The sequence below is a fragment of the Nonomuraea sp. NPDC004580 genome, assembly GCF_040609855.1.
Classification (GTDB): Bacteria; Actinomycetota; Actinomycetes; order Streptosporangiales; family Streptosporangiaceae; genus Nonomuraea; species Nonomuraea salmonea.
Genome location: NZ_JBEXLH010000008.1, coordinates 126,451 through 139,960, shown reverse-complemented (window position 1 = coordinate 139,960; position 13,510 = coordinate 126,451). Strand labels below are relative to the sequence as shown.

The window sequence follows — 13,510 nt, the reverse complement described above, 5'->3', positions numbered from 1 at the left end:
GGTCACAGGGCATATACGAGGCACTCAGCCGCCACGCGAGCGGAGGGACTGTGATGGGCATGTCCAAGCAGATGACCTTCACGCTGGCCTGTGCCGTGGTGTTGTCGGCCCTCGGGCCAGGTGTGGCCGGCTATCTGTCGGCCCGTCTGGAGTCCATCGAGGCGGCCGAACGCAACCTGCGTGCCCTGGAGACCCGGCTGCAGATCCGCGAGGCCAGAGAGGCCCGCCCTGCCGCCCTGCCGGGTGCGTGCGAGAGCACGCCGGCCCCGCCCCGTCTCCAGGACGTGCCCGCGGCGGCGCTGGCCGAGCAGGAGGAGGCCGAGCAGTGGCTGCCCGACCTGCCCGCCCGCCCGGGGATGATCCGCTATTGACCGGCCGCCACCGGGGGCGACCAGGATCTCAGCTGCCGGGAAAGGAACCCTCTGATGAGGTGTTTGGCGGCGTCGATGATCTCGGGTGAGCCCTGGGGGTCGCGGCGGAAGGCGAGCTTCAGCACCGCGTCACCGGCCTCGACCGCGACGAGCACGGCCAGGTCGAGCGATGGGCTGTCGGCCAGCCCGAACTCCTTGAGGAACAACCCGCGCAACCGCCCGGCGATCACCGCGTTGTTGTCGGAGTCGGAGTCGAGCAGGTTGAGATCGACGGCGTCGCCGAAATGGAGGCTCTTGAAGCCGGCGACGGTCCTGTGCATGTCGACGTAGATGTCGATGATCGCGTCGACGGCCTCCCACCAGCCCCGGTAGTCCTCTTCGAGGAACCTGCGATCGACTCGGCGGACGAACTCCTCGACGTTGCGCCGGGTGAGCTCCTGGGTGATGGCGCGCTTGTCGGGGAAGAACTGGTAGACCGATCCGATCGCCACCCCGGCACGTTCGGCGATGCGGGTGGTCGACAGGGTTTCGTAGCCGAGCTCGTCGAGCAGTTCGGCACACGCGTCGAGCATCCGCTCGACACGTCGGGCACTGCGGCGCTGCGAGGGCTGCCGCCTGAGAGCTTTCGGCTGGACGCACGCGTCGTCCATTTGCTGCGGCGAAGACACGGATTCATCTTCTCCCGTTGAGGCGATCGTTACCTGCCGAATTCCGGAATCCTCGAAGGAGTGCTCAAGCGGGCGAACCCGCGCAGGGCGCGAGGCGAAATCCGCGAGAGGGCATACCCGATTTTTCCCTCCATGTTCACGGGAACGACTGCTTGATTTCGTTGGACGGCCCGCAATATGTACGCCGCCACCCGCTCGGGCGGGTACCCACGCCGCGCCAGCGCCCGTACGGCCGCCCCGCGCAACCCCTCATCGGTGTAGGTCGCGCGCCCCGCGATCCCCGTCGAGACGAACCCGGGGCAGACGACGCTGACCCCGATGCCCCGACCGGCCAGCTCGGCCCTGAGGCAGTCGCTGAGCGCCTTCACCGCCGCTTTGGACACCGTGTACGCAGGCAGCAGCCGCGTCGGCACGAACGCCGCAAGCGACGCCACGTTCACGATGTGCCCGCCCGTGCCGCGCTCGGCCATGGCGGCCCCGAAGAGGCGGCAGCCGTGCACGACGCCCCACAGATTGACGTCGAGGGTCCTGCGCCAGTCGGCCACGGTGTGATCGAGGAACGGCCCGGCGACCGCGATCCCGGCATTGTTCACCACAATGTCCGGCACTCCATATTGGGCGATGATATTTCGCGCGAAGTCTTCCATCTGATCGCTATTCGCCACGTCCACCCGCATGGCGTAAGCCGTACCGTGAATATCCTTCGCAATAGCGTCGGCCGACTGCTTCGCCGCGCCGATGTCGATATCCGCGCAGATGACCCGTCCCCCGTGCGACGCGAACGCCCGCGCGGTCGCCCGCCCGATCCCCGAACCCGCGCCGGTCACCACGACCAGCCGTCCACCGAAACCTGACCGCACCCGACCCATCCCGGCCTCCTATTGGACGATCTGTCCAGAACAATAGATCGCCGGGCGGCGTCGGGCTACTCCTGGCCCGGCCGGGCGGTCAGGCCCGTGCAGGAGCGCAGCGCCTTCCAGTCGGCCACCGCGCGGGTCCTGGCGGAGCCCGTCATCGGCACCGGCACGCCCCCCTGGATGGTGGCCGGCGTCCAGGTGTCCTTGATGATCCGCCGGCCGTTGACGGTCAGCGTCAGCACCCCGGTCCTGCCGGTGGTGGCCGGGTTGGAGTTGTAGAAGACGAAGTTGCCCATGCCGTAGTTGACGTAGGCGTCGTCCAGGTAGCCCGAGCCGAGCAGGATGTGCGCGTGCCCGCCGACCACCACGTCGGCACCCGCCTTGACCAGCTTCGGCGCGAGCGAGCGCTGCGCCTCGTTCGGGCACTTCTGCAGCTCGGTGCCCCAGTGCAGGTGGACGATCACGGTGTCGGAGTTCTTGCGCGCCCGGCGGACGGCCTTGAGCAGCGCGGTCTCGTTCTTGGCCGAGGCCAGGCCGCCCTTGTCGGACGTGGCCGTCCACGCCTGGATGAATTCCGCGTCCATCACCTGCGTGGCGCCGATGATCGCGACGCGGTTGCCGTTGACCGTCCTGCGATAGGGCCGGTACGCCTGCGCCGCGTCCGCCCCGATCCCCACCACGGGGAACTTGGCGCGCTCGACCGCCTTGAGCGAGTCGGCGAGCCCGCTCTCCATGTAGTCCATGCCGTGGTTGTTGGCCATGGAGGCGACGTCCACCCCGGCCGCCTTGAGCGCGGTGAGCGCGCTGGACGGCGCCCTGAACGTGTACTGCTTGCCGGGCGCCGGGGTCCCGCCCGTCGTGATGGCGGTCTCCAGGTTCACCATCGCGAGGTCGGCCTTCCGCAGCACGCTCGCGATCGGGCCGAGCGCGGTGCGCGGGTTGGCGAGGCGCGGGCGCAGGATCCCCTCGAAATGCACGTCGCCGCCGAACGCGATGGTGAACGGCCGGCGCTTCGGCTTCGGCTTCTCGGTGGGCTCGCTCGTCGGCTCCTCCGCGGCCTGCCGCTGGACTTCCTTGCGCTGCGGCTGCCGCTCCGGCTCCTGTCCGGGGAGGGCAGAACACGCGGCCACCGATACGAGGGCAGCGAGAACCGGGAGGGCATGGGGGAGTCTCATATGCCGCCACTTCCGCTCGAAACCTGACTTTCAGCCATCGAGCATGCCATGTAGGGCGGTTACTGGGCAGACCCCATGAGCTTGGACATTGACCTACGAGTCGGGTCGTCCATCGGCGTGGAGACGACCATCCGGATCTCCGGCATCGCGGTGAACCCGGTCACGCTGAAGCGCAGCAGCCCGTGCTCCGGGTGCTTGTACGCCTTCACCCGCGACCCCGGCTCCGCCACGTCCTGCCGGGCCCACAGCCGGGCGAACTCGGCGCTCTCCTCGCTGAGCCGGCGCAGGAAGTCCTGCCAGCACGGGTCGTCGGAGTGCCGGCTGTAGGCGCCGCGGAAGACGGCCACCAGCCGCGCCACCTCCTGGTCGCGGTCGACCAGCAGCATCGAGGGCTGCGGCCCGACGCAGAGCTGCCAGAGGTGGTTGCGCTCCCCCTCGGGTGCGGCGACCAGCTCGGGGAAGAGCCGCGCGTACGCGTCGTTCCAGGCCAGCGCGTCGCACCGGCCGTTGGAGATGACGGCGGGCAGCTCGCCGAGCCGGTCGAGGATGATCTGCATCTCGGGCGTCACCTGCCCGGACCCGGCCGGCACCGGGTCGGCGACGTGGCCGGCCAGCCGGTAGAGGTGCTGCCGCTCGGCGCTGTCCATGCGCAGCGTGCGGGCAATGGCGTCGAGCACCTGCGGGCTGGCGTTGATCCGCCGCCCCTGTTCGAGCCACGTGTACCAGGTGACGCCGACCCCGGCGAGCTGGGCGACCTCTTCTCGTCGCAGCCCCGGGGTGCGCCTGCGGGGCCCCGGCGGGAGATCGACCATCTCGGGCGTGATCCGTGCCCGCCGGGAGCGCAGGAACGCCGACAGATCCGTACGTTTTGCCTCAGCCACCTGCATACATCCACTATGAGTGACGAAAGTAATGCTCAGCCAGTTACTGCTGATACCAGGATAAAGGGGCTCTCGTTACTGGTACTGGGGCCGCGGCAGACTTCTCATCATGTCCCAAACCACCGCTGTTCCCTCCCCTGTGGGCACCACCTCACAGGAGAGCCCCAAGACCGGCGGGCTGCTCCTGGCGACGATCCTCGTGGGGCAGTTCCTGGCCATCCTGAACGTCAACATCGTCAACGTGGCCACCCCGACCATCGAGTCCGACCTGCACTCGTCGGGCGCCGGGCTGCAGATGATCATTGCTGGTTACACCATCGTCTATGCCGTCCTGTTGATCACCGGAGCCAGGATCGGCGACCTGTTCGGCTACCGCCGAGCGTTTCTGGGCGGATTGGCGGCCTTCACCGTGACCACGCTCGCCGCCGGTCTCGCGCCCACGACGGGCTGGCTGGTGGCGGCCCGTCTGCTGCAGGGCGCCGGAGCCGCGATGATGATGCCTCAGGTGCTGACCTTGATCCAGCGCAACTTCCAGGGCGCGGCCAGAGGCCGGGCGATCGGCCTGTGGTCCCTGATGATCAGCGGCGGCATCGTGGCCGGCCAGGCGCTCGGCGGCATCCTGCTGGGCCTCGGCCTGGGCTGGCGGGTCGTGTTCCTGGTGGTGGTGCCGGTCGCGCTGCTGCTGCTGGTCGCCGGCGCCCGCCTGCTGCCCGCCGACCACGGCGGCGGGCGGGGCGGGCTCGACCCCTTGGGCCTGGTGACGCTGTCGGCGGCCGTGCTGCTGTTCGTGGTGCCGCTGGTGCTCGGCCGCGACCTGGGCTGGCCGTTGTGGGGCTGGATCTCGATGGGGCTGAGCGTGGTGATGTTCGCGGTGTTCGTCCGCGTCGAGCGCTGGGTGACAGGTCGTGGCGGGCGCCCGCTGGTGGACGCCAGGGTGCTGCGCGCGCCGGGCATGCGTCCCGGCCTCGCCGTGCTGCTGTTCGGCCCGGCCACCTGGGGCGCGTTCCTGTTCACCTCCGCCCTGCACCTGCAAGGCGACCTGCACATGACGCCGCTCGCCTCCGGCATGATGCTGGTGCCGTGCGCGCTGACCTTCGGCCTGGTCGGCCTCGCCTGGCCCCGCCTGCCGCTGCGCCTGCAGCGCCCGCTGGTGCCGTTCGGCTACGTCCTGGCCGCCCCCGCGTACATCGGCCTCGGCCTCGCCGCAGGAGGCGGCTTCCTGTACGCCCTGATGGGCGCCCTCGTCGGCGCCGGCCTGGGCGTGCAGGTCGCGGTGACCAACATGGCCACAGAACAGGTGGACGGCGCATACGCGGCGGACGCCAGCGGCGCCCTCCTCACGGTGATGCAGATCGGCCAGGTCATCGGAGTCGCCGCCATCGGCACCCTGTTCATCTCCCTGGACGCCGCCTCCTCATCCACGGCCTCCATGACCACGGCCGCCGCCATGGCCGCCCTCGCCGTACTGGCCGGCCTCAGCTCCCTCTTCCTCGTCCGCCGCCCGAAGCCGATCCCCTCCTGATGTGCGAGCCCGCGTCCTTCCACGGACGCGGGCCGCTCTCATGACACGGCGGGATTTCCTTTTCCTGCAGGCCAGGGAAATGCGATCTGCGCGTGAGGACGCCTCTCGATCGCATCATTTCCAGCTCATGCAGCTGCAGATCGAAAATCCTGCACTGCACAATGCTTTGGGCAGGGTGGACAGCGGGCTCGATCCGGCGACGCACCTTTATCTCAATCTGGTGCTCTCCTACTGGGAGATGCTTTTCAACGTCGGCGACATGCCGGAGCCGGTCCTCGTGAAATATGCGCAGGCCGACATCTTCAGCACGGAGGCCGGCCGGCGGTTCTGGGTGCGCACTCGTGAGCACCGCCGGGCCATGGCGAAGAGCCGGCGGGCCGTGCGGTTCGTGGCGGCGCTCGATCTGGCCCATCGCCGGAGCCTGGAGGAACGGCCCGCGCCGCCTCCCGATGCCGTGGTTCCCGCGGTTCGATCCGGTCGGCCTGCCGCGCTGCACGTGGCTGCTGCGGCGGCGGTCGCCGTGGCGGGAATCTCCTGGCTGAGCCGGGTCAGGAAACGGCGCGCCGGAGGTTGATCAAATTGGCGGCTGGTGTGCCATGATGAGCACGTCTTCTCTGCTCGACCTGTGGGGAGAGCCGGAAAGCCGGGAGGCACTGCCATGCCTCCGCACGAACGGCCCTGCGTCTCCGATGGCTGCCAGGGCCGTTCACTTATCCCCTGCCTACGGGCGTGGCAAGGTCGAACTCGCCGCTGCGCACCCCGGCGGTGAAGGCGGCCCACTCCTCCGGCGTGAAGACCAGGACGGGACCGTCCTGCTCCTTGCTGTCCCGCAGCGCGACGTTCCCGTCGGCCAGAGGGGCAACCTCGACGCACGTCGCCGCGCCGTTGCAGAAGGTGCTCTTCCGCCAGGCTGCCGTCTTTAGGTGGTTGTACATTTTCTCCCCAAATGCGTAAAGGGGCACCGTTGCCCCTTACTGAGGTTTTTCCGTCGTCGCTATCGACGCCAGAGCATGGCTTTACGCTGGATGAGAACGCGCGACTCGTCCTCATCCAAGGCCTCCGACTTGATGTGCTCGAAGGCCATTTCGTATCCAGCTACCCGTTCGAGGTCGTCGACGAAGTGAGCAGTATACAACTGTTCCAGATACACAACATCGTCGAAAGCGGAAAACTTCAGGTGAATAAACGCACCCGTGTTAACCGGATGAAGTGCATCCAGTGGCAGGACATGGACGCTCACGTGCGGCAGGACGGACATCTCCAGGAGATGTTCCATCTGCTCACGCATGACCGAGGGCTCACCGAAGCGGCGCGTCAGGGCTGACTCGTCGAGCACCACGGTGAGCGCGCAGGGATCGGGCCTGTGCAGCACGCGTTCCTGCCTGTCGAGCCGGGCTTCGACCCGGCTCCTGACACCGCTGTGCGTGATGCGGGCGATACCCCGGGTCGCCAGGATCACTTCTCTGGCGTAGTCCTCGGTCTGTAGCAGGCCAGGCACGACCTGGGGTTCCCAGTCGCGCTGGAATGTCGCCTCCGCCTCCAGCCCGAGGAATGTCGTGTACTCCTCCGGGAGGGCGTCCTCGTAATCTTCCCACCAACCCCGCTGCTCCGCGTCGCGCAACAGGCCGAAAAGCTCATCGAGTTTGTCCCCGTCCAGGCGGTACAGCTTGGCCAGGGCCTTGATGTCTTCGGTGCTGGGCATGGTCTTGGCGGCTTCGATGCGGCTGACCTTGCTGGCACTCCAGCCGAGGTCTCTGGCCGCTCTGGCGCCGGTGAGCTTGCGGCGCTCGCGGAGGAGGCGGAGCTCCTGGCCCAACCGGAGTCGCCGTACTGTTGGACTGCCCTGCTGCGATGGCACCGTCCACACTCCTTCTCGGGAATGAAGGTGTAGCCGGAAGGGACCGTTTGGAGCCCGGCTTTTTGGGCCGTTCGCCCAATCTTACACTGCAAGTTGCATGTGTAGTGCCGCACAGCCTTGCCAGAAGGCTTTCACGGGGAGAGCGTTGGGGCAAGGACAAACTTCGCGAGTGCGCCGGAGCCGGGCATACATCTTCCTCCCCGCACGCCGATGGTGACAGTTCTCGTGCAAGTTGCAGGGCAACCAGCGAAGAAAATTAAATCTTCCCTTGCTCCTGGTATTGCAGCATCGCAGACCGAGGGGGACGATCAGAACCAGGAGGGTTCTCGAAGAGGCGAGGAGGCCGGACATGACGACACGGCCGTACGCATCGGGACCCTCGCCCGTGATCACGCGCTCGCACGGCGGGCGCGTCCCCGGCAACGTCGCCGTCCCGGAAACGAACATCTTCCCCAGGGAGGCCACTTGCCGGAAGGACTTCGCCATCGCCTGAAGCGCGTAGCGCGCATTCGCTCGTTCGAGCACGAAAAAAGCCGGGCCGAGGCTGACCACCAGTACGCCGCATTAAGGGCTGCCACCCTGCGGCGAAACCGGTCATCAGCCGTCGGACCGGCCAAGAAGCCACCTCTAAAATGCCGCGAAAGGGGTCTTCTATGTACTCACAAGGTACCAAGGGACTCAGCCGAATCAAGTCCTGGATTCAGGACCTCGTCGCCTCGGCGGACTACGAGATCTGCGTAGAGCCCGACGAGTTCGCGTTCCGGATGGGCTGGACGGTCACCAGGACGGGCTTCGGCTCCCGTCGCTACCGCGACCCGCGCTTCGACCAGCTCCGCCTCCCACGCAAGGTGACCGAGCAGGTGTCCTGATGGCGAGGAACCCGCGTAACCAGATCTACCCCGCCTACGAGGACCTCCCGGCCGCGCACGGGGGCGGCCCGCTGGTCCGGCTGTGGCGGGCCAGGGCCGAGCTGCTGCTGCTCGCCGCCGCGACGCTGTTCGTGCTCGCGCTCCTGGGCGCGACCAGAGACGGCCAGTGGGTGCCGGTCGTCCTGCTGACCAGCGCCGTGTCGGTGCCGGCCGCCACCAGGCGGGGCCGCAGCTGGGTCGCCGCGCACTTCTGGTGCGTGTTCTCCCGCCACCGCCTGCACCGGGTGTGCATGGAGACGACCATGCACACCCGGGCGGGACGGATCCCGCTGGTGCTCTGGATCACGCCGACGGCGACCGGCGAGAAGGCCCTGATCATGGTCAGGGCGGGCATCAGCGCCGAGGAGTTCGAGGCGTACGCCGAGGAGATCGCCGCGGCCTGCTGGGCCCGCGGCGTGAACGTCTACCGGCACCGTACCCGCAGCCATTTCCTCATCGTGGAGATCGTGCGCAGGGACGAGGCGCCCGGCGCGGCCTCCCCCGGCCTGGACCGCCTGCACGGCCGCCGCTCCTGGGTCGCCCTGCGGCCCGACCTCGAGGAGCCGCCTGATCTGCGCACCGAGGTGGCGCTGCCGAGGGCGGCGTGAAGACCTAGGGAACCGGGACATTCCCTGGGGGGCGAAGCCCCGGAGACCGCGGGGGCTCCGGGGCTTCCCCATCTACCTGGGACAGGACGATGAGACCGCGGCCGGCCTCCGCGGCGGCGATATGCCGGTCAACGGGATCAGAGGATCGGGGCCGGTGATCCGTCGGGCGACCTACTCGAACACACATCATGTATGGACACGGAGTGCGACGGAGCAGATACTCCTCGTGTCAGCCCTCTTCTCCCTGGCCACCTGTCCTCGCAACACGCATACGCCGGCCGGCCGCGTGTTGCTCGGACCTCGTGCCTGTCAGGGAATAGGACAAGGAGAGACCATGCGGTTCAAGAAGTCCCTGCTCCTTCCCATCGCCGCTCTCGCTACGGCAGCCTGCGTAACGGCCACCGTCGTCACCCTTCAAGCACCCGCCCCCGTCGCGGCGGCCACCCGCCACGCCGCGCTGCCCCCTGGCTACCAACTCGTCACTCTGCCCAACGCGAACGTCCCCAACTTCCAGCGCCGCACGCTCTACTGCCCGGGCTCCAAGCGTGTCCTCGGCGGCGGAGCCGAAGCCCGCGGCAACGCCGCCATCCTGGTGGGGTCGTTCCCCACCGACGACGGACGCGGCTGGATCGGCCTCGGCCGCCAGATCGGCTACAACGACGTCGGCATCAGCGTCTTCGCCATCTGCGCTGACTGACAGACCATCATCACCGGCCCCCGCCGTCGAACGGGCGGGGGCCGGCCTGTGCAGGCCCGACGACGATCGTCAGTCATCCTGATCACTTCGCTCCTGGCCGAGGGAGCCCCCGGGTCCCCGGGGGCGAGGCCCCGGAGACCCGGGGGCTCCGGGGCTTCCCCATGCGCGCGGTCCGCGCGAAGATGAGTTCATCTGGCGAACTCAGGAGTGACGATGACGTCGACCGTGCACCGGACCTGTCCCCTCTGCGAAGCCGTCTGCGGCCTGACGCTCACCCTTGACGCGACCGGTCACGTGACCGGCGTGCGCGGCGACAAGGACGACCCGTTCAGCAAGGGGTTCATCTGCCCGAAGGGAGCCAGCCTCGGCCGGCTCGACGAGGACCCCGACCGGCTGAGCGCGCCCCTCATCAGGGAGGGCGACCGGTGGCGCGAGGTGAGCTGGGACGAGGCGTTCGCCGCCGTACGGGCGGGCCTGGAGCGCGTGGCAGACCGCCGCGAGGTGGCCGTCTACCTGGGCAACCCCAGCGCCCACACCATGGCGGGCGCCCTGTACGCCACCCCGCTCATCAAGTCGCTCGGCACCCGCAACGTCTTCTCCGCCAGCACCGCCGACCAGATGCCGAAGCACGTGGCGGCCGGGCTGATGTTCGGCCATCCGATGACGATCCCGGTGCCCGACCTGGACAGGACCGGCTACCTGCTGATGCTGGGCGCCAACCCGCTGGAGTCCAACGGCTCGCTGTGCACCGCGCCCGACTTCCCTGGCCGGCTCAAGGCCCTGCGGCGGCGCGGCGGCCGGCTGGTCGTGGTGGACCCCCGCCGTACGCGGACCGCGGCGCTGGCCGACGAGCACGTGTTCGTCAGGCCGGGCACGGACGCGTACCTGCTGTTCGGCATCGTGCACACGTTGTTCGCCGAGGACCTGGTCAGCCTGCGGCACGAGGTGAACGGGCCGGCCGAGGTGCGCGAGGCGGCCAAGCACTTCCCGCCCGAGGCGGTGGCGCGCAGGACGGGCGTGCCCGCCGAGGTGGTGACCCGGCTGGCCAGGGAGCTGGCGGCGGCGCCGCGGGCGGCCGTGTACGCCAGGATCGGCACCTGCACGGCCGAGTTCGGCACGCTGGCCCAGTGGCTGGTCGACGTGCTCAACGTGCTGACCGGCAACCTCGACAGGCCGGGCGGCGTGATGTTCCCCAAGGCCGCGACGGAGCCGCCGGGGCGGCGCCGGCCGTACCAGGTGGGGCGCTGGCGCAGCCGGGTGCGCGGGCTGCCGGAGGCGAACGGCGAGCTGCCGGTGGCCACGCTGGCCGACGAGATCGAGACGCCGGGCGAGGGGCAGGTCAGGTTCCTGCTGACGATCGCCGGCAACCCCGTGCTGTCGGCGCCCAACGGGGCCCGGCTGGACAGGGCGTTCGAGCGGCTCGACTTCATGGTGAGCGTGGATCCGTACCTGAACGAGACCACCAGGCACGCGAACGTCATCCTGCCGCCGCCGCGCATCCTGCAGGCGGGACACTACGACTTCGCGCTGACCGGCTTCGCGGTGCGTAACTACGCGCGGTACTCGCCGCCGCTGCTGCCGCTGGACGGGCGGCCGTCAGAGGCGGAGATCCTGGCCAGGCTGGCGGGCATCGCCTCGGGGCTCGAAGGGGATCTGGACGCGTACGTGATCGACGAGACGCTGCGTAAGGCGACGGAGACGCCCGGCTCCGGCGTCGAGGGGCGGGACGTGGCGGAGCTGCGCGCGCTGCTGGACGGCGAGACGGGCACGGAGCGGCGGCTGGACATGATGCTGCGGCTCGGCCCGTACGGCGAGTGGTCGGGAAAGGGCGACCTGTCGCTGCGCAAGCTGCGGGACAACCCGCACGGCCTGGACCTGGGCCCGCTGCAGCCCCGGCTGGACGAGGTGCTGCGGACGGCGTCCGGGCTGGTCGAGCTGGCTCCCCCGCGGCTGATCGAGGACGTCGAGCGGCTGCGCGCCGGGCTCGCGGACGAGCCGGCGGAGATCGTCCTCATCGGGCGGCGCCACCTGCGCTCCAACAACAGCTGGATGCACAACGTCGAGCCGCTGGTGGGCGGCAGCAACACGTGCACGCTGCAGATCCACCCCGAGGACGTGGCCCGGCTCGGGCTGGCCGGCGAGGCGGTGGTGCGTTCGGCGAAGGGCGAGGTCACGGTGGCGCTGGAGCCGACCGACACGATCATGCCCGGCGTGGTCAGCTTGCCGCACGGCTGGGGACACGCGGGGAGCGCGCAGCGCGTGGCGGCGGGGCACGCGGGCGTCAGCGCCAACGCGCTCACGGACGAAACGGCGATCGATGCACCAAGTGGTAACGCAGTGTTCAACGGAGTTCCGGTCACGATTTCACCAACCGGGGTGATCACCGCACATTAGGGTGTCGCGCGTGACTATCGTGCCAGAAGAGGACCGCCTGAACGCCCAGATCGCCTTCGCCATCGAGATCGACAAGTTGAAGCGGATCATCCGCCGCAACCATCTCATCGACGGCTCGCGACGGGAGAACACCGCCGAGCACTCCTGGTACGTGGGCACGCTGGCGATGGTCCTCGGCGAGCACGCCCCACCCGGAACGGACCTGCAACGGGTCGTCGCCATGCTGCTGGTGCACGACCTGGTGGAGATCGACGCGGGCGACACGTTCATCTACGACCCGGTGGAGGTGGCCGCGCAGGCGGAGGCCGAGCGGGCCGCCGCCGACCGCATCTTCGGCCTGCTGCCCGCCGAGCAGGGGGCGTGGCTGCGGGAGCTGTGGGACGAGTTCGAGGAGCGCAAGACGCCGGAGGCGCGGTTCGCCAAGGCGCTCGACCGGCTCGCCCCGATCTTGGCCAATCACCACACCGAGGGCGGCACCTGGCCGCTGTTCAAAGTGACGGCGGGACAGGTCAGGGAGAAGGTGCGGATCATCGAGGAGGGCTCGCCCTCGCTCGGCGCGTACGCCCTGGAGCTGGTCGAACTCTCCGTGGCCAGGGGACACCTGTCCGAGTGATCCCCACATGGCCGGGGTAGGGGACTTGTCGTGAAAGAGACAGTACGTGCGAAGCGTCGGCAGTTGCGGGGTTTCGCCGGGCCGGTGGCGCTAGCCGATCGGCTCGAGAAGTCGAAAGGCATGGACCGGCCGATCAGGGCGCTCGCCAAGGTCGTACGCCGGCGGCTGCGCCAGGGCAGGCTGCGCGACATGCTGCACGGCGTGCCGCTGGGCGAGCCCGTGCACCCGTCGCTGGCCACGGTGAGCCTGGGCTGCTGGCTCTCCACCGCCGTGCTGGACCTCGCGGACGCCGACCCCAGGGCCTCCCGCCTGCTGCTGGCCACCGGCATCGTCAACGCGCTGCCCACGGCGGCGTCCGGGGTGACCGACTGGTCGATGCTGCATCGGGAGCAGCAGCGGGTGGGGTTCGTCCACATGCTGGCCAACACGGCCGCGCTCGGGCTGTTCAGCGCGTCCCTGCTGGCCCGGCTGCGCGGGCGCGAGCGGCCGGGACGGATGCTGTCGTACGCGGGGCTCGCCGTCGGCGGGCTCGGGGCGTACCTCGGCGGGCATCTCGCGCACCGGCAGGCGGCGGGCGCCAACCACGCACCGCAGGTGACGCACCTGGTGCCGCTGGGCTGGCACGACCTGTGCCCGATCAAGGACCTGCCGGAGGGCCGGCCTGTCGCGCGGCGGCTCGGCTACATCCAGCTCTTCGTGCTGCGCCAGGGCGAGGGCGTCACCGTGCTCGGCGACCGCTGCCCGCACCTGGCGGGCCCGCTGCACCAGGGCCGCCTGGTCATGCAGGACGGCGAGGCGTGCGTGGTGTGCCCATGGCACAGCAGCACGTTCCGGCTGTCGGACGGCTCGGTCAAGCACGGTCCCGCGACGGCTCCCGCGCCGGTGTTCGAGACGCGGATCAGGAGGGACGGAACCGTCCAGGTGCGTCCTGGGTTGACCTGAAGTTTGGTTGAGGTCC

Annotated in this window: 16 protein-coding genes; 10 read left to right on the top strand and 6 right to left on the bottom strand. The window is 69.4% G+C overall.

What is annotated here, in order from left to right:
- Positions 1 to 59: 59 nt before the first annotated feature.
- Complete coding sequence (locus ABZW11_RS12065) at positions 60 to 371, top strand: hypothetical protein (protein ID WP_355415450.1); 312 nt, start codon at positions 60 to 62, stop codon at positions 369 to 371.
- Here ABZW11_RS12065 and ABZW11_RS12060 read toward each other — a convergent pair.
- The 4 genes from ABZW11_RS12060 to ABZW11_RS12045 form a co-directional block, all read right to left on the bottom strand.
- Positions 365 to 943 carry a TetR/AcrR family transcriptional regulator gene (locus ABZW11_RS12060; RefSeq protein ID WP_355415448.1) on the bottom strand — a complete coding sequence of 193 codons (579 nt, stop codon included), beginning with the start codon at positions 941 to 943 and terminating at the stop codon, positions 365 to 367. The two genes, ABZW11_RS12065 and ABZW11_RS12060, sit on opposite strands and share 7 nt — an antisense overlap.
- Positions 944 to 1,068: 125 nt before the next feature.
- The gene (locus ABZW11_RS12055) at positions 1,069 to 1,908 is read right to left on the bottom strand and encodes an SDR family NAD(P)-dependent oxidoreductase (protein ID WP_355415446.1); all 840 of its coding nucleotides are present in this window, start codon (positions 1,906 to 1,908) and stop codon (positions 1,069 to 1,071) included.
- A 56-nt stretch (positions 1,909 to 1,964) separates the two neighbouring features.
- A complete protein-coding gene (locus ABZW11_RS12050) occupies positions 1,965 to 3,026 on the bottom strand; it encodes a CapA family protein (RefSeq protein ID WP_355415444.1) in 1,062 nt (353 codons plus the stop codon).
- A gap of 104 nt (positions 3,027 to 3,130) precedes the next feature.
- Entirely contained in the window at positions 3,131 to 3,952 is an 822-nt protein-coding gene (locus ABZW11_RS12045; RefSeq protein ID WP_355415442.1) for a helix-turn-helix transcriptional regulator, read from the bottom strand.
- A 109-nt stretch (positions 3,953 to 4,061) separates the two neighbouring features.
- On the opposite strand from ABZW11_RS12045, the gene ABZW11_RS12040 reads away from it, so the two are divergent.
- Both ABZW11_RS12040 and ABZW11_RS12035 read left to right on the top strand, forming a co-directional pair.
- Positions 4,062 to 5,474, top strand: a complete 1,413-nt coding sequence (locus ABZW11_RS12040; protein WP_355415440.1) for an MFS transporter — start codon at positions 4,062 to 4,064, stop codon at positions 5,472 to 5,474.
- Between the two features lie 40 nt (positions 5,475 to 5,514).
- Positions 5,515 to 6,048 (top strand): DUF6082 family protein, encoded by a 534-nt coding sequence (locus ABZW11_RS12035; protein WP_355415438.1) that lies wholly within the window; start codon positions 5,515 to 5,517, stop codon positions 6,046 to 6,048.
- Positions 6,049 to 6,184: 136 nt separating this feature from the next.
- On the opposite strand, the gene ABZW11_RS12030 is transcribed toward ABZW11_RS12035, so the two are convergent.
- Both ABZW11_RS12030 and ABZW11_RS12025 read right to left on the bottom strand, forming a co-directional pair.
- Entirely contained in the window at positions 6,185 to 6,409 is a 225-nt protein-coding gene (locus ABZW11_RS12030) for a DUF397 domain-containing protein (protein WP_345394225.1), read from the bottom strand.
- Positions 6,410 to 6,468: 59 nt separating this feature from the next.
- Positions 6,469 to 7,332 (bottom strand): helix-turn-helix transcriptional regulator, encoded by an 864-nt coding sequence (locus ABZW11_RS12025; RefSeq protein ID WP_355415436.1) that lies wholly within the window; start codon positions 7,330 to 7,332, stop codon positions 6,469 to 6,471.
- A gap of 349 nt (positions 7,333 to 7,681) precedes the next feature.
- On the opposite strand from ABZW11_RS12025, the gene ABZW11_RS12020 reads away from it, so the two are divergent.
- The 7 genes from ABZW11_RS12020 to ABZW11_RS11990 all read left to right on the top strand — a co-directional run bounded on the left by ABZW11_RS12020 (position 7,682) and on the right by ABZW11_RS11990 (position 13,494).
- The gene (locus tag ABZW11_RS12020) at positions 7,682 to 7,825 is read left to right on the top strand and encodes a hypothetical protein (protein WP_355415434.1); all 144 of its coding nucleotides are present in this window, start codon (positions 7,682 to 7,684) and stop codon (positions 7,823 to 7,825) included.
- 160 nt (positions 7,826 to 7,985) lie between these two features.
- Positions 7,986 to 8,201 (top strand): hypothetical protein, encoded by a 216-nt coding sequence (locus ABZW11_RS12015; protein WP_355415432.1) that lies wholly within the window; start codon positions 7,986 to 7,988, stop codon positions 8,199 to 8,201.
- Positions 8,201 to 8,848: a hypothetical protein gene (locus ABZW11_RS12010; protein WP_355415430.1), complete on the top strand. Its 648-nt coding sequence runs from the start codon at positions 8,201 to 8,203 to the stop codon at positions 8,846 to 8,848. The genes ABZW11_RS12015 and ABZW11_RS12010 overlap by 1 nt, the downstream gene beginning before the upstream one ends.
- A gap of 334 nt (positions 8,849 to 9,182) precedes the next feature.
- On the top strand, positions 9,183 to 9,545 hold the full coding sequence (locus ABZW11_RS12005; protein WP_355415428.1) for a hypothetical protein: 363 nt from the start codon (positions 9,183 to 9,185) through the stop codon (positions 9,543 to 9,545).
- Between the two features lie 213 nt (positions 9,546 to 9,758).
- Positions 9,759 to 11,939 carry a molybdopterin-dependent oxidoreductase gene (locus ABZW11_RS12000; RefSeq protein ID WP_355415426.1) on the top strand — a complete coding sequence of 727 codons (2,181 nt, stop codon included), beginning with the start codon at positions 9,759 to 9,761 and terminating at the stop codon, positions 11,937 to 11,939.
- A gap of 1 nt (position 11,940) precedes the next feature.
- Positions 11,941 to 12,552, top strand: a complete 612-nt coding sequence (locus ABZW11_RS11995) for an HD domain-containing protein (protein WP_355415424.1) — start codon at positions 11,941 to 11,943, stop codon at positions 12,550 to 12,552.
- Positions 12,553 to 12,672: 120 nt separating this feature from the next.
- Positions 12,673 to 13,494, top strand: coding sequence for a Rieske 2Fe-2S domain-containing protein (locus ABZW11_RS11990; RefSeq protein WP_355415422.1), 822 nt, complete (start codon positions 12,673 to 12,675; stop codon positions 13,492 to 13,494).
- Positions 13,495 to 13,510: the final 16 nt, after the last annotated feature.

What these genes read in the sequence shown, in the direction of transcription:
- ABZW11_RS12030 (WP_345394225.1), bottom strand. Translation starts at nt 6,409, where the DNA reads ATGTACAACCACCTAAAGACGGCAGCCTGGCGGAAGAGCACCTTCTGC.
- ABZW11_RS12055 (WP_355415446.1), bottom strand. Translation starts at nt 1,908, where the DNA reads ATGGGTCGGGTGCGGTCAGGTTTCGGTGGACGGCTGGTCGTGGTGACC.
- ABZW11_RS12020 (WP_355415434.1), top strand. Translation starts at nt 7,682, where the DNA reads ATGACGACACGGCCGTACGCATCGGGACCCTCGCCCGTGATCACGCGC.
- ABZW11_RS11990 (WP_355415422.1), top strand. Translation starts at nt 12,673, where the DNA reads ATGGACCGGCCGATCAGGGCGCTCGCCAAGGTCGTACGCCGGCGGCTG.
- ABZW11_RS12040 (WP_355415440.1), top strand. Translation starts at nt 4,062, where the DNA reads ATGTCCCAAACCACCGCTGTTCCCTCCCCTGTGGGCACCACCTCACAG.
- ABZW11_RS12005 (WP_355415428.1), top strand. Translation starts at nt 9,183, where the DNA reads ATGCGGTTCAAGAAGTCCCTGCTCCTTCCCATCGCCGCTCTCGCTACG.
- ABZW11_RS12010 (WP_355415430.1), top strand. Translation starts at nt 8,201, where the DNA reads ATGGCGAGGAACCCGCGTAACCAGATCTACCCCGCCTACGAGGACCTC.
- ABZW11_RS12035 (WP_355415438.1), top strand. Translation starts at nt 5,515, where the DNA reads ATGACACGGCGGGATTTCCTTTTCCTGCAGGCCAGGGAAATGCGATCT.
- ABZW11_RS12060 (WP_355415448.1), bottom strand. Translation starts at nt 943, where the DNA reads ATGCTCGACGCGTGTGCCGAACTGCTCGACGAGCTCGGCTACGAAACC.
- ABZW11_RS12065 (WP_355415450.1), top strand. Translation starts at nt 60, where the DNA reads ATGTCCAAGCAGATGACCTTCACGCTGGCCTGTGCCGTGGTGTTGTCG.
- ABZW11_RS12015 (WP_355415432.1), top strand. Translation starts at nt 7,986, where the DNA reads ATGTACTCACAAGGTACCAAGGGACTCAGCCGAATCAAGTCCTGGATT.
- ABZW11_RS12000 (WP_355415426.1), top strand. Translation starts at nt 9,759, where the DNA reads ATGACGTCGACCGTGCACCGGACCTGTCCCCTCTGCGAAGCCGTCTGC.